The following is a 15,047-nucleotide window of genomic DNA, read 5'->3' as shown; positions in this document are numbered from 1 at the left end:
TCTTTTCACCTTGTTTGCGAGTTTTTCTCCAAAATTCCTTGACGCCTCAGAAAACCCTCATTGCTTGCTGTAAATATTGCCTTTCCCAGATAAGTAACCTTAAGCGCCTTGTCCTCAGGGCATGCCTCAACACATTTCATACACAATGAACAATCCTGGGTTATTATATTCTCTCTATCCCTCTCTTCAGATATCTCCCTGATTTCCATATCACACACCCGAGAGCAATTCCCGCATTTAGTGCACCTCTGTCCATCTTTTTTAAGCTGCATTAATCCAAGATTGTCAAAAAGCGAGGTAAAGGCTGCAATAGGACAATAGGCACACCAGAACCTCTTCTTAACAAAAGCCCCTGCCAGGAACACACCCAGAAGGGTCATACCCAGCATGGACATGACAATTGTCGTTGTATTTTTAAAGTTGATGAAGAACTGTCTAAAATCACCCATAAAAAGTGGAATAACTGGTTTTGCCGGACATATCTGGCAGTAAGCTACGTGTAAATCATGGGTGATCTTTGGCATACTAAATAAGGAATTGCCAATCCCTATCGGTATAATAAATATCAATAAAATTAGAAGGATATATTTTATGGACTTCAGCTTATCATGTCTTAGCCATGAAAATCTGGTAAACTCTATATTAATTTTTTTCCTTAAAATAGTGAACCAATCCGAAATAGTGCCGAGGGGGCAGAGCCAGCCACACCATGCCTTATTCAGAACGACAAAAAAGAGTACTGTATAAAGGATCCATTTTGTTAATCTTAAAAGGGGCCACCAGTTGTCCAGTGAATATTGGTTAAATGGTTTTGTTAAAATACACTGCAGCCCTGCAAGGAAGCATGAACCTCCCTTGGCGTCATTGAAGGTGCATGAATACACAGGGAGATAATGTGTTAAATCAATATTAATAAGCCCCCCATAGACCAGTAATCCGAAGGCTATAATCTGGATAAACTGCCTTAATCTGCTTACATTCATCTTCCCCTCTTGCTATCTCTGCGTCTGAGGTAACGCCTTAAGGAAACACCCAGCCCGACAATAAGGGTAGTGGCAAGGACTGTCAGGTAACCCACCTTGCTACTCTCCCACGCATGAGGGGAAGGGTATACACTTATGACCAATGTTGATATATACCTGTTCCCCTTATAACCTTTTCCCTTATTATTATCAGTATGTTCCACCCAGAACATATATTTCATAACAGCATTATGATTATGCTCTTTTAACAAGATAGCCCTGTCAGTCAGCAAGGCAAACCTCCCTTCACCATTAGCATCTGTTCTTATCCCCTTTGTCCAGCCACTATCAGTAATCAGACATAACTCTGCATCTGACAGAGGCCTTCCTCTATACAAAACCCTGACAGTTAGTTCATCACCTGTATATCTCCGGTTATGTTTGGCCTCATTTATGATTAATATCTCAAGGGGAAGCTTATCCTTATCAAATATTATTGGTTCATACTTCTCGCCTCCACGCCGGCCATAAAAAGGAAAATCTACCTTTGAAAAGTAGCAGGTATGGAATTTATCTCTGATGCCAAAATCTGCATAGGCGGCAACAGTGTAATATCCAGCAGATTCAGGAGCTATTTTTACAATATATTCATCCCGTTGTTTTTGAAGCCTTAATTCAGATATGCTGCTGCCGGTCTTTGCCCATAACAGCGTATTGCCGATATCATCATCTTTCTTTAGCAGCCCCGGGAATTTGCCAAATCTAACCTCAATTATCCGCTCTGTTCCCACATAAGATGAATCTGCTTTTGTCTCAAGCCAGAGTATATCTTTCATCCCTTTCCCATTTACAATCCCGGCCCTGTGCTCTGAATGTTCATCGCCTCTGTCGCCTTTGTGACCTTCTCCGTGACCTGCAGGAGGATTTTCGAAGAGGTATATCGCCTCTTCGAATCCTGCAAAAGAGTGACTAACACAGCCGATAATGGACAGAATTACAACCAATAACTTCAAAAGGAGCCACATTGTTCTATCCTCCTTTATTAAAACCTTAATGTCACCTCTCCAAACCATGACCTTCCAGGGGCTTTATAGAAAGCAAAATAATCTCTATCAAAGATGTTATCTACAGATAGAGAAACAGAGGCGAATTTTGTAATTTTATATGAAACCTTTGCATCTGCCGTAAAATAGGGGTCATGCGAGCCATAGACGTTATTCACCACATCCCTGTTTTCATCATCTGTATATCTCTTGCCTACATACCGACCGGTTATAGAAGATGAGAAAGGACCTTTTTCAATATCCGCTCCCATATTAAACATTTTCTCTGGAAGATATAATAGTCTTTTACCAACCGTTTTAGGCTTTACCTCATTCTCTGTTATCTTCCCGTCGTTATAAGTAAAGTTGGCAAAAAGCCTCAGCCATTTTTCAAATCTCTGCTCAGCCTCAAGCTCTACACCTTTACTTTCAGCCTTTCCTGCATTTATCCGTTCCCAATAAGTAGGAGTAACCGTTTGACTGTAGATGAGATCTTCCAGATAATTTTCAAAATACGTAATTCCTATCTTTGCCCCTTTCCATAGCCCTTGCTTTACACCTATATCCCATGAAGTTGTAGTCTCTGGCTTTAAGTCAGGATTTCCTGCATAGGTGATTCCCGAGAATATCGATGTCGCGTAAAGTTCATAAACTGTGGGCGGTCTGAATGCCTTGCCAATGGATGTCCTTAAAGTCGTCTTTTCAAAGGGCTTATAAACGAGTGCAGCCTTTGGACTGAAAGATGATGCGTCTCTTAAATCGTAATTCTTTGGATAACCGGCAGTGCCTACTTGATTTACATACCCGTCATATGTCTCCCACCAATCCTGCCTGAATCCAATGTATGCGGTGAGATTGTCGAGAATCATTATTTCATCCTGAACGAAAACGGCATATGTCCTGTCCTTTCCCTTTGCCTGATAGGAAAGGGTTGTCTTCGATTCTTCATCCTTCCAGTTTGTGAGATTATACTTCTCTGTATCCGCCTGGCCATGTCTAAAAGAGCCGCCAAAGGTGAGAATATGCCTTTCAAAAACAGGCAAGGTGAATTGGAGGTCAGCATTATAACTGTTACCTGGTGTCTCGTTGACCGTGCCAGGCCCGCCTGAACGGGTTGTTGAAACAGTGCTGCCTGGTGTTACATACCAGTTTTTTCCCTGTTCAACAAGCCCCAACGAAAGTTTTGCCTTTACATCCGAAAACTGCGTTTCATAGCTGAGATTATAAACATTCTTTATCCCGCCTCCAGAGCCTGTAAGAAAAGAAGCTTCCTTCACTGTCCCATATGACCACACTTTATTGCCTGCCGCATCCCTCAAATATGTATGCGGCTCATCATAATTCCATTCAAAGCGTGTGCTCATGAATGAGAGATTAACCTTAGATGTTTTAGAGAAGTCATATCCTGCTTTTAATGTGATATTATCATCCCACCACCTGTTGTCTCCTTTGTCTCCGATTAAATATCTTGTATAACCCTGATTGCTTGTTGTATAAGACCAGCCTGTAATGCCTGCTGTCGGCTGGCTACTTTGAACATTAAGATCCGATGGATAACCGCCGGTTGTCTTATATCCATAGCTTACAAACAGGCTCACCTTATCTTTAAACTTATCGCCATAAGAGAGATAATATTTTCTCACGTCATCCATGGCGTCTCCCCTGTCCCAACTGGATCCATAGCCTGTTTTTAGAGTAAATTCCCTCTTTTCAGGCATCTTTGTTATGATATTTACAACTCCTCCCATAGCATAACCACCGTAAAGGCTCGAGAAAGGCCCTTTCACAACCTCTATCCTTTCAATATCCTCGGGTGCAAATCCTCCGGGTTTAATAGCACCTGAGTAGGCATCATTAAGGGTTATACCATCCACCATAACCAATGTCCTGTAAGACCCTGGAATCCCCCTTAAAGCAACGTACGGAATACTATCCATAAAACCTTTGGTGCGGTGGTGGTAGACCCCTGGGGTGGTATTTAATGCCTCGTCAACAGACTTAATATTTCTCTTTTCAATGTCATCTTTTGTAACGACCGAAACACTTCCCGGTGCGGTTTCCATCTCCTTCTCTGTCCTCGTGGCCGTTACCACAATTTCCTCAAGCTGCTGGATATTCCCTTTCTTTTCATCAGCATAAATTTCTGCATAAATCAACAATACAGATATTAGCGTAAGTAATATAACCGATTTTTTCATTGGCATCCTTTCTCATGATTGTTTTTCCCGTCCATGCCTTTATCCAGGGATACCCGCGAAGTATCCTCTGCATCTTCCGGGTATCCCCTATTTAAGGAAGAACCTAAGGGAGGTAAAGTCCTTCCTCATGTTTAAAAAGTGATTAAAGGACAAGGATTAAGATTAACTATTAAATCCTTAATCCTGAATTGTGGGAGACTTATGCGGAATATCTTGGTGGTTTTTCTATTGTGGACAGCCCTGCCTCATAAATTGGAGTATAGGCAGTGCCAGTTAGATATGTGCAGTTTATAAACATCTGTATAGACGGATAGGCTGGCATTAAAAACATCGTGCTACCATCTGATGAGATGATAGTATCAGTAGGTTTCTCACAAGTATTTAATGGCGAAAACACGGTAAATCCTGCAGGATTATCAAAAATAACCTTATCAATCGCCCCATTATTATGAATCTGGTAAATCACAGGTGCTATGATGTTGATTATTAAAAATGCTATGCAGATTAGTGTGATTAACTTTTTATCTTGCATAAAACCTCACCGTGCCTAAATCATAATACCACTTTATTATGAAAGTCAAGACCTAATTTTGGGTAAAAACATTACCAATCTATGCCTTTGTTAATCCTAAAATCCATATAATAAAGAGCATGACTGTTATACCAAGTAAAATGGCGAATGACTTCTTTTTTATACTCCCATCCGTTCTGAAACCATAAAATATAATGGCGATAATCCCTGAGATGTATGCAAAGAAGGAAAGAACAGAGACTGCTGACCACAATCTGTTCGGAAGATAATCTCGATACTCATTACCTTCTCTTGCTTTTTTGAGTTCATCAGGATATGGATTATATACAATACTGATAGTGCTGAGCGCAGATATCAGAGCGTTATATGCCTTTATCGAGAGACCTGAATCTTCTCTCTTCTGAGCCTCCTCGGCGATATTAAAGAGCTGTTTTACCGAATCTCTGTTATACCCATTCATTGGCAGATACCAGCGTACAGACTTTTCGAAATGTTTAACAGCAGCCGTGTAATCACCTTTTTTAATTGACTCTATTCCTCTGGTATATTCGCTCCACGAACCGTGATACACCCTGAGTGTAATCATTAGCAGGATTACTATTATCACAGATAATGCACCAACAATTCTCTTAAAGTATCTACGACTCTCCACTGTCAACCTGTTATAGTCTACTCATCAATCCCATGGATGTTTTATGCCCTTGCCTTCAGAGATGTTGACCTCTCCTACCCTGTGAAGTCTTAATCTCCTCTGTGAAGGAGGAGTTGAATAATATTCTTCTACATCAAAGACCCCTACATAGAGGTTATATCTCCCTGACCTTATATACGGCTTTACCCAGAGATCATAATCTTCCTCAATCACTTTACCGATTTTCCACCCCTTAGGCGAGTAAATACCATAACCCATTGTGCATCCGATATAGAATGAAACCGATGAATTCTCCAATTTATCGGTATTCCCCCCACTGAAAAAGAGTATGATGACATATTCTCTATCTATCCTCTGTATTGGTTGCCAGTAAAACCTTACTCTGAATATTCCTCCTTCTCTTAATTCTAATGGTACCCAGAAGCCATAAAGTCTCAGATTATCATTGAATACAATATCTGTTCTTATAGCATCTGACGTAATTTTATTTACAATTGCAGGAGGTTGTTTCTCATATAGTCTTATCAACCCCTCACTGACTCCTTCTTTAAAGAATCTGTCATTCAAAAAATCTTCATTCCTCGATATGTATACAGGACGCCATTTAATCGAATCAGTAAGGATGTTATTCATCCTTTCTTTGAAATCTCTATACAATAGATGTATAAAAAGCTCAGAGTTTGGTTCCATACGTGTGGCAAGGTAGTTTCGTTCTCTGATATAAGCACCACTGTAATCAAGGAACTCAACATCTGGTCTGATACCACTTATATAACGGGAATACAAAAAGGCAAATGTGCTTGTCGGCGTTACAAATAAGAGTGAGTTTGGTTCAACAGACTCCAATACATCCCTTACATATCCGTCTGCGTAACTTTCCCTGTTGAAATCCATATCAGAGAAGTTATTGACCAGATGGAAAAAAGCGAAAAAGATTATGCCAGAAATGTAAATATACCTCAATCCCCTCCTCCACCTATCTCTCAATCTGTTCAACATTTTCGAGACAGCATCTATGCCTACTGCAACCCATATCCCCCATATTGAAAATGGCATGATAAAAAAATCGTGTATATCAGCAACCTTGTAGACAATCACGAATCCAGAAAGTGCAAGAAAAACAAGTGTCAGCAATAAAAAGATCTGACGGGAGCGTTTATAAATATATACCAGCCCTGTTATACCGAGAATGGCTCCGATGTATAGAAATTCAACGATAAGGGAATTTACAAAGAACCCTGCACTACTTAATAAACCTGAGAACCCCACTGATAACATCTCATACCTGAATAGCTTTCCAGATAGTAACCAGTACATTCCACTTATCGTAGCGAGATCTACGGAATAAAACCTTGCATAATTAAATGGCGCATCAAGGAAGGAACGTATCCATATATAGATATACGGTGTAAACCCTGCAATGAAAAATGCGACGATAAGGAAGATTTTTTTCAGATTTATGATTCTCTTTCTATCTACAAGGTAGATATAACACAGAAAGGCAGGAATGAGCAGAACGCTTGACATATGGTGCGTAACACCGAGACCAATTACAAAAGAACACAGGAGTAACAGTCTTGTGTCTGTTGATCGTTCATCGTTCGGAGTTCGGAGTTCGGAGTCTCCCCCCCACCCCTGCCCTCCCCATCGAGGGGGGAGGGTTAGGGAGGGGGTGTTTTGTCTTCTGTCCTCCGACCATCTGATAGCGATATAAACTACAGATAGAATTATTGCTGTCTGGATGGTATAAACCTCTGCAACCTCTGCCTTTGACCAGAAGATAGGGGAAAACGATAGAACAAGCGATGCACTAACAGAGGCAATCCTGTTTTCAGTTAGCTTTATACAGATATTATAAAGTAACAGGACTGTGATAGATGCACCTAATGCAGAGACGAAATTTACAAGAAATGGATGTGAACCAAGGGGCAAAAGACTGAACATCTTGAGTATCTGCATGTATAAGGGATAACCTGTTGGATGTGAGATGCCGAGAAATGCAGAATAGAAAGCAAATTCACCACTATCCCACCAGTAGAGATTGGAGGAGAGATTCCATAAATAAACAAGGAATGTGAACAGAAAGATGGCTACTGGAATCACAGTCGGGATGTTTCCTTTGATTTAATGGATTTAATTTCTATCTCCAATAAAAAAGAGGCAGAGGTATGAGCAAGTTTTGACCTCGGATCGATTTCAATAACCCTGCTAAATTCATCTTTTGATTTATCTATCATCCCGAGCCTGTAGTAAATGATGCCAAGGTTATAATGGGCATGAAGATAGTCAGGATTCATCCTGAGGGCACTTTCTAAGAAAGACTCTGCCTTCCTGAGATGGGCATTGTTATATCTGCCACTTTTATTAAACTCCTCTTCGGATAATCTTATATATAAAACACCAAGACTATTATATGCAGTAAATCTGGGCATAGTTTTTATAGCCTGCTCAAGATACTCTTCTGCCTTTTTGTAGTCATTCGCTACAATGTGTATCAATCCAAGATTGCTGAGTATAACCGCCTTTGGTTCTCTAATACCATTTCCACCATTAACATAGGCAGCCATAAGATACCTTTTTGCATCTTCACTTTTCCCTTCCATTCCGAGAGCCCTTCCATATCCAAGGAATGGTGCCCAATGATTTGATCCATCCACAATAGACCCCCAGAAGACCTTGTTATCTTCCCATAGCATGCTTCTTTGAATTGCCTGATACGAATAAATACCGGCTACTGAAACTACAAGAATCACTGAGATAATTTTTACCCCGTTAGAATGCCCCGCTGCTTGCCCTGTTAGAAGTTCATTATTGAATGAGCCTCTATTATCATCACGACATGAACATCTACCAAAGAAAACTTCTAACTTGGCTTGCAGCGGGGATGAAAATAATTTTCCTTTTTGAGCGAACACGGGGTTAATGCCCCGTGTGAGCCTTCCCGTTAGAAGGCGGAGTCTTCTAACGGGGTTTACTAAATGGTTTCTTTTAAAAATATCAGCGGTTAATTTCCTATAAGTAAGCACTGTCATTGCGCATAGCCCTATAGATGGAAGATAAATATACCTCTCTGAAAGTGGTGTATTTGAAATGTTTGGTATAAATAGCACTACAATGGATGGAGAGAGAGTTACAATGGTAAAAAATATCCAGAAGGCAATATCTTTGAGTTGTCCTGTAGGAAAAGACCTGATTATAATGTAGAGCGAAGTGATGATAAACATTATACCTGCAATAAAATAAAAAAGTGAATCAGGGACATTTCCGATAAAGGTATGTGGAGGGTATGGATAGAGGAATGATTTTATATAGAAGCCAAATGCGATAAATGATGAGACTATACCATCGGCTAAAGGGGTTGAGAATTTCATAAAGGGTCTTGTTACATTCTCAGGTGTGATAGAAAGCATTCTTAAGACAGTATATATTACGAGTGGTATGATGTAGGCTGATGCAACAATAACGAGTGTAGATTTCTCTGGAATCCCGGTCTGGGACAATGATGAACTATCTTTATGCCGGATGAGCATCAACTCGTATGCAAGGATTATTAATATAAGAGAAATCCCAATCTCTTTTGAAAGGACTGAGAAAAGAAAGAAGATGGATGCTGCGATGATCGCCTTAATCTCACCACTTTCTCTGTACTTGATATAAGCAATAAAAGAAAGCAAAAAGAACATAGTACTTAATATATCTGTTCTCCCAGATACCCAGGCAACAGATTCGGCATGAACAGGATGTAATGCAAAGAGTATAGATATAACAAAGGCAATCGTAGTTGGCAGTCCAAGTAGCCTGATTAATACAAACACCAACATTGAACTTATAGAGTGTATCAAAACATTGGTAAGATGGTATCCCGTGGCATTATCATACCAGATGGTATGGTCAAAGATAAAACTTAATCCACTTACTGGTCTGAGATAATTGCCTCCGATATATGGTTTAAAAAGGTCGGTTATTGTCTTTTTACCCGTCAGTTCATACTGAATAATTATCTCATCATCCCATACGAATCCATTTCTGAGGGATGGAACGAATATTAAAAATGATAAAAGAAATATTAATAGACAGAGGGTATAATCTTTCTTTCTCATAAGGATTAAGGATTAAAGGGGTAAGAACCTTTTACTTAATCCTTACCCCTTAATCCTTTATACTACACTATGGCATTGTTATTGTGCCATCATAGTTCACTGTCCCAGAGGCACTAAGATTAGAAGAGGACAACACAGCAGTCCCACTACTTGCTGTGATATTTGAACTCGTGATGCTTATACCACTGGTTTGCTTATATCCATATGAGGTAAGCTGTGGTGAGCCTGCTGTTCCTGAAGGATAATCAGCAAGGTATGCCTGTGAGGCTGTGAATGCGTTCTTCAAATCAGCATTCAATGCCGCCCTGTGGCCCCTCTGTCTGTATGCTGCAAACTGGGGGATAGCGATCGCCGCGAGGATACCAATGATGGCCACGACTATAAGCAGCTCAACGAGGGTAAAACCCTTTTCCTTCTTTTCACTTCTGAATGCGATTGCCTTAAACATAATTTCCTCCTTTTTAACTTAGGATTAAGCGATAAGGATTAGGCTTAATCCTTTAATCCTCTTCTTAACTTTATCTCACCTCCCTTCTCTTTAAAGAAATACATCCAGTATATTTTAAAGCAATAACTGTGCCAGGTATAGATTGCTTATAAATCAATTAATTCTATCAAGGTTATCTTCTATAAGTACCAGAATTGACGATTTATGTCAATATCTCATTGACAAAATTTGTCTCACTCAGAAAATAGCCGAGGCATGATATCTGACCTATTTTTAAAGACTGCAGATATATTATCCTCATAAACCACCTCCCATCCTTCTGTCTCTTTTTTTAGTAATTCATAAGGGGGAAGGTTTCTTTCAGTAAGCACATAATCTGCAAGTGATAGATGGTAAGTCCAGTTATTTTTACCAAAGTAGAAATCCCAGTGCTCCTTTATTGTCCTCTCTGAATAGGCTGTCTCATATCTTCCGTCAAATGAGACCTTCATGTCGGGATATAATTTCCATATGCAATACTCTCCCCATTCAAATGTTACAGCAAGATTGCCTTTTAACGAGTTCTGTTTAATAAAATTAACTGCCATAACTGGAAAATCTGCCTCATTGAGTTCATGCATCCATCTAAGGGCGAATCTATCTGTATCCACATGGTTTAAATATGTAAATGATAATGAACGAACTGCAAGAATCAGTAATATAATAGAAATTATCCTGTTAATGTGGGGACGAAATTCTATTTTTTTAAATATATCCCATTTTACTTTTGGAATGAACATAGCAGCAGTTATAGCAAAGAAGGGGGTATGCCGCACATGCCTTATCGAGAGGTATGCTGTAACTAACAGGCATAGCAATTCTGGTAGTTTAAACGATTTTCGATTGAACAAAACCCAGATTAATGAAATTAATAAAAAAAATTCAAACCTTAAGAATGATGTGGGGTCGTCTATCAAGGATTGCCACTCTGTTATATGAGGTCTCGGTAGGGTGATCGCATACCATAGATATTTCCAGTAGATAATACCGTATGGATTGATGAGGGTTGCCATGAAGGATAAAGCTGCAACCACAAAACAGTGGATTCTCATCTCTCTTTCAGTAGAGTATAAAAGGATAACGCCTATCCCTGCAATAAAACCACCATGAAGGTTCGCCCAGAGAGGCATTAAGGGAATAAGAAGATACAACCAGAGGTTATTCCTGTTAACCCTTGCATTCTCGAGAACCATTATTGTAAGTGTGAAGAAAAAATATGAAAATATCTGTGGTCGTGGTCCAAAACCCATCCCTATCTCTGCAATTGCAAGGCCAAGGAATAAGGTATTTGGCAGAGATAGGACCACTGCCCTTTTTATAATAATTAAAGAAATACTTATTCCGAGGGCGACCTTCAAAATATATATAGAAACAGGTGTAAGATTTTTATAAAGCAGGTAAAATACCACGCCTGAAAGCCATTCATGATAGACCCATGTAACCTTTGTTTCTGTAAAAGAGAATGGATCATTAAAGGGAACAGTGCCATTTTCGACGATAAATCGTCCGGTTGCAAGAAGCCCCCATACATCTACATCTGGGCTCGGCATTGAGAACAGATAGACCCCAACAGCAAAGAGAAAAATCAGGGATGAAATCTTGAGTGACAGATCATGTTTACGACTATCAGGTTGTTCCAAGTTTCGATTCTCTGAGGTTGTTACACTGTGATAGAACATACTTTCGTATATCTCTCGGTTTTGGCATCTTATAGAGTATTTTACCATCCATTATAAATGGTATAAGCAGTTCTTCGTTGTAACCACCACATTCACAGGAAATCTTCTCTGTAGTATATGGTATTATTTTATCCTTGAAACATTTATTACATCTCAATACACTCTTTGAACCTGACCACTTACCCCTTTTTGCCAGCGGCTTACCTTCAACCTCTATTATGTCCATTGCAAAATCAATAACTGGGGCATTACTTATAGATGTGCCTATGCCATAGGCATCAACAACAGGATTTAACCTTACTATGTCCTCTTCATTAATCCCTCCGCTCACAAATATCTTGACATCCTTGAATCCCCTGATGTCGAGTTCCCAGCGAACTTCCTCTATAATTCTGTAGAAGTCTCCCCTCCTTGAAGAAGGTGTATCGAGTCTTACTGCAAAGAGTTTTCCACCCATCCCTTCTGCAGCTCTGATAGATTCAAACTTCTCGTCTTCAAAGGTATCCACAAGGGCAACCCTCTTAATGTGTGGCTCGATAACCTCATCAAATGCCTTTGTAGCCGCAAGTGAACTACCAAGAATTATAATCAAGGCATGCGGCATCGTCCCTATTGGCTCTTCCTCTATCAGCTCAGCACTCTTTATAACAGCCACACCATCACAACCACCAATATATGCGTTTCTCTCAATCATGGGGGCAAGGATAGGATGCATCCTCCTTGCCCCAAAACTGATTATCTTCTTTTCACCAGCAAGCATCTTACACCTTGCAGACTTGGTGGCTATGCCAGATGCCTGACAGAGGAGTCCAAGAGTGGCTGTCTCATAGACACCAAAATCTGTATACATCCCTTCTATCTCCATAACAGGCTGGTATGGCTTGAATATCGTCCCTTCCTTCATTGCCCTGACATTCACATTTAATCTTTTAAGGAGTCCAGCGCACTCCTCTATCCCTGCAAGGACTGCCCACTCCCATCCCCCAGGAAGGCTCTTAACAATAAATTCAGCCTTAACCTTTTTATCTATGCCCTTTTTCTTGAGTATCTGCAATGTCCTATCAAAATAGACATCCGTTATCTTGCCTTCTAATATATCCTTAGGGTTAGCGGTGTGAAACATGGTAATCCTCCGAGAAGATTTTGCGGGACAAGGATGTCCCGCCTATCGATAGGCGGGGTTTTCTAACCCTGCCATCTCAAACTTACAGCACCTTAATTCCAAGCACTTCACTCATCAGTCTCAGAGCGAAATCATGGTCTTCTTTGTTCAGTCCTGCTACGCAATTTTCAAATACCTTCACATTATAACCCCTCAATACAGCATCTGATGCTGTAAATAATATACATATATTTGTAACACAACCTGTCAGTAATAGAGTGGTTATACCCAATTCTTTGAGTTTTTTATCAAGCTCAGTGTTGTAAAAGCCCGAATATGTCTTTTTCTCTATGATTATGTCATCTTTTGTTGGTATTAATTCTTCTATTACCTTAGCTCCTTCCGTGCCTTTTACTGCATGTGGTGGCCATCCAAACCTTGAAAACTCATTATCATCTGGTTCATGGCTATCACATATGTATATCACAGGTATCTTTGATGCCCTTGCCTTTTTAATCTCTTCTTTTATATCGGGTATGATATGTTTTGTAGCTGGAACCTGTAATGGTGCCCTATCAAGCACAAAGTCATTAAGCATATCTATTATGAGCACTGCTTCTTTACCCATATATTCACCCCCGGTGATAACCTAAAAATGCAAAATTTTTGATTTTTGAATTTCTTCAGCAAGATGCCTTGGCTATTTTCTTTCCTCATCTTCAGTTAGCAAGTCTCAAAAAGATAAACCCAAGAATCAAGAGTATAACAAACGCAATGGTTAATAGATTAAAATATCTATCTATGAAATCCTTAACTTTTGGACCAAAATACCATATTAGAGATGCAACAAGAAAAAACCTCGCTGATCTGCTGATGACTGAGGCGATAGTAAAGACAGCGAGGTCTATCTTGCATGCACCAGCAGCTATGGTGAATACCTTATAGGGAATTGGTGTGAAACCAGCGATCCCAACAGCCCACGCATCGTATTTGTTATAAAGAGCCTGTATCTCAAAATATCTGTCCATTGCACCATAAAAACGCAGTATAGGCTCTCCGATAAGATTGAATAACTCTACGCCTATAAAATATCCGAAAAGCCCACCAAGAACAGAACCAATAGAACATACTGACGCATAAATAAATGACCTTGAGGGTATAGATATAGCCAGTGCAATCAAGAGAACATCCGGAGGTATCGGGAAAAAAGATGATTCAGCAAACGCAATCAGAAAAAGTGCCCATGTCCCATAAGGTGATTCTGCCCATCTCAGTAACCATAATTTTAGACTTTTCATTATATATCTTCCTTTTTCCAGCCAAAATCACCAACAAGTGGAACAAATATACATCCAGTAATAGGTATCTTCTCAAAACCCCAGATTGTTCTTACAACCTTAAACAACATCTGTGAATATCTATCCCCTACAGGTACTACAAGTCTTCCCCCAATCTTGAGCTGTTCTTCTAAGGTTTTTGGTGTATCAGGTGTTCCAGCAGTAACCATTATTGCATCAAAGGGCGCATTTTCCTTCCAACCATAAGTTCCATTGGCTATCTTGAAAAAGATATTCTTATAACCAAGTGCCTCTAAAACCTTCTGGGCCCTCATTGAGAGTAATGCTATCCGTTCTATGGTGTACACCTCTTTTGCCAGTTCTGCTAATACGGCAGCCTGATATCCTGAGCCTGTTCCGATCTCAAGAGTCCGTTCCTCTCCCTTTAGTTCTAAGAGTTCTGTCATCAGGGCCACCATATAAGGCTGTGAAATGGTCTGACCTTCGATAAGCGGTAATGCATTGTCATCATACGCCCTATCCCATAAGCATTCATCTATGAAAAGATGGCGTGGGACCTTCCTCATTGCATCAAGGACCCGTTCATCCTTAATACCACGGGCTTTAAGTTGGCTTTCAACCATCAGGTTTCTGAGTGTTTCAAAGTCTTCCAAAGAAATACCTCAATTTTGCATTTTTCATTTTGAATTTTGAATTCTTTTTATTATTTCCCTCGCTGTTATTACTCCTGAGACTGATGACTGCACAAGTCCCCTGCTTACACCAGCACCGTCACCAACCGCAAAGAGATTCATAACCTCAGTCTCGAGGTGACTGCTGAGTTTAATCTGCATGGAGTAGAATTTTACCTCAACACCATACAGTAATGTATGGGTAGAGTTTATCCCAGGTGCAATCCTATCAAGGGTTTCAAGCATCTCAAGAATATTAGAGAGATAACGGTATGGTAAGACAAAACTCAGGTCTCCAGGTGTCGCATCCTCTAAGGTGGGTG

At 40.0% G+C, this 15,047-nt stretch carries 14 protein-coding genes; all 14 read right to left on the bottom strand.

From position 1 onward, the window contains the following. Positions 1-5: 5 nt before the first annotated feature. Entirely contained in the window at positions 6-983 is a 978-nt protein-coding gene (locus tag AB1488_03555; protein MEW6409173.1) for a 4Fe-4S binding protein, read from the bottom strand. Next, the gene (locus AB1488_03550; GenBank protein MEW6409172.1) at positions 980-1,987 is read right to left on the bottom strand and encodes a hypothetical protein; all 1,008 of its coding nucleotides are present in this window, start codon (positions 1,985-1,987) and stop codon (positions 980-982) included. The genes AB1488_03555 and AB1488_03550 overlap by 4 nt, the downstream gene beginning before the upstream one ends. Positions 1,988-2,004: 17 nt before the next feature. Then, positions 2,005-4,203 carry a TonB-dependent receptor gene (locus tag AB1488_03545; protein MEW6409171.1) on the bottom strand — a complete coding sequence of 733 codons (2,199 nt, stop codon included), beginning with the start codon at positions 4,201-4,203 and terminating at the stop codon, positions 2,005-2,007. Positions 4,204-4,402: 199 nt separating this feature from the next. Then, positions 4,403-4,735 (bottom strand): hypothetical protein, encoded by a 333-nt coding sequence (locus AB1488_03540; protein MEW6409170.1) that lies wholly within the window; start codon positions 4,733-4,735, stop codon positions 4,403-4,405. A gap of 79 nt (positions 4,736-4,814) precedes the next feature. Further along, positions 4,815-5,387, bottom strand: a complete 573-nt coding sequence (locus tag AB1488_03535) for a hypothetical protein (protein ID MEW6409169.1) — start codon at positions 5,385-5,387, stop codon at positions 4,815-4,817. Between the two features lie 24 nt (positions 5,388-5,411). Next, entirely contained in the window at positions 5,412-7,490 is a 2,079-nt protein-coding gene (locus AB1488_03530) for a DUF2723 domain-containing protein (GenBank protein MEW6409168.1), read from the bottom strand. Next, the gene (locus AB1488_03525) at positions 7,487-9,487 is read right to left on the bottom strand and encodes a tetratricopeptide repeat protein (protein MEW6409167.1); all 2,001 of its coding nucleotides are present in this window, start codon (positions 9,485-9,487) and stop codon (positions 7,487-7,489) included. The genes AB1488_03530 and AB1488_03525 overlap by 4 nt, the downstream gene beginning before the upstream one ends. A 67-nt stretch (positions 9,488-9,554) precedes the next feature. Beyond that, complete coding sequence (locus tag AB1488_03520; protein MEW6409166.1) at positions 9,555-9,935, bottom strand: prepilin-type N-terminal cleavage/methylation domain-containing protein; 381 nt, start codon at positions 9,933-9,935, stop codon at positions 9,555-9,557. A 233-nt stretch (positions 9,936-10,168) separates the two neighbouring features. Then, positions 10,169-11,524, bottom strand: coding sequence for a hypothetical protein (locus tag AB1488_03515; protein ID MEW6409165.1), 1,356 nt, complete (start codon positions 11,522-11,524; stop codon positions 10,169-10,171). A gap of 76 nt (positions 11,525-11,600) precedes the next feature. Then, positions 11,601-12,776, bottom strand: coding sequence for a nicotinate phosphoribosyltransferase (locus AB1488_03510; GenBank protein ID MEW6409164.1), 1,176 nt, complete (start codon positions 12,774-12,776; stop codon positions 11,601-11,603). A gap of 82 nt (positions 12,777-12,858) precedes the next feature. Then, complete coding sequence (locus tag AB1488_03505; GenBank protein MEW6409163.1) at positions 12,859-13,383, bottom strand: isochorismatase family cysteine hydrolase; 525 nt, start codon at positions 13,381-13,383, stop codon at positions 12,859-12,861. 91 nt (positions 13,384-13,474) lie between these two features. After that, entirely contained in the window at positions 13,475-14,053 is a 579-nt protein-coding gene (locus tag AB1488_03500; GenBank protein MEW6409162.1) for a YqaA family protein, read from the bottom strand. Beyond that, a complete protein-coding gene (locus tag AB1488_03495) occupies positions 14,053-14,676 on the bottom strand; it encodes a protein-L-isoaspartate(D-aspartate) O-methyltransferase (protein ID MEW6409161.1) in 624 nt (207 codons plus the stop codon). The genes AB1488_03500 and AB1488_03495 overlap by 1 nt, the downstream gene beginning before the upstream one ends. Before the next feature lie 54 nt (positions 14,677-14,730). Beyond that, on the bottom strand, positions 14,731-15,047 hold a 317-nt coding region (locus AB1488_03490), incomplete at its 5' end, for an FAD-dependent oxidoreductase (GenBank protein ID MEW6409160.1).

It is taken from the genome of Nitrospirota bacterium, from assembly GCA_040756155.1.
Lineage (GTDB): Bacteria > Nitrospirota > Thermodesulfovibrionia > JACRGW01 > JBFLZU01 > JBFLZU01.
The sequence above is the reverse complement of the archived record's forward strand: the minus strand, read 5'-3'. Positions and strand labels throughout refer to the sequence as shown.

Coding starts and splice junctions, on each gene's coding strand:
- AB1488_03555 (MEW6409173.1), bottom strand. CDS start 983: ATGAATGTAAGCAGATTAAGGCAGTTTATCCAGATTATAGCCTTCGGA.
- AB1488_03500 (MEW6409162.1), bottom strand. CDS start 14,053: ATGAAAAGTCTAAAATTATGGTTACTGAGATGGGCAGAATCACCTTAT.
- AB1488_03525 (MEW6409167.1), bottom strand. CDS start 9,487: ATGAGAAAGAAAGATTATACCCTCTGTCTATTAATATTTCTTTTATCA.
- AB1488_03520 (MEW6409166.1), bottom strand. CDS start 9,935: ATGTTTAAGGCAATCGCATTCAGAAGTGAAAAGAAGGAAAAGGGTTTT.
- AB1488_03550 (MEW6409172.1), bottom strand. CDS start 1,987: ATGTGGCTCCTTTTGAAGTTATTGGTTGTAATTCTGTCCATTATCGGC.
- AB1488_03495 (MEW6409161.1), bottom strand. CDS start 14,676: ATGGTTGAAAGCCAACTTAAAGCCCGTGGTATTAAGGATGAACGGGTC.
- AB1488_03515 (MEW6409165.1), bottom strand. CDS start 11,524: ATGCCGAGCCCAGATGTAGATGTATGGGGGCTTCTTGCAACCGGACGA.
- AB1488_03505 (MEW6409163.1), bottom strand. CDS start 13,383: ATGGGTAAAGAAGCAGTGCTCATAATAGATATGCTTAATGACTTTGTG.
- AB1488_03540 (MEW6409170.1), bottom strand. CDS start 4,735: ATGCAAGATAAAAAGTTAATCACACTAATCTGCATAGCATTTTTAATA.
- AB1488_03510 (MEW6409164.1), bottom strand. CDS start 12,776: ATGTTTCACACCGCTAACCCTAAGGATATATTAGAAGGCAAGATAACG.
- AB1488_03545 (MEW6409171.1), bottom strand. CDS start 4,203: ATGAAAAAATCGGTTATATTACTTACGCTAATATCTGTATTGTTGATT.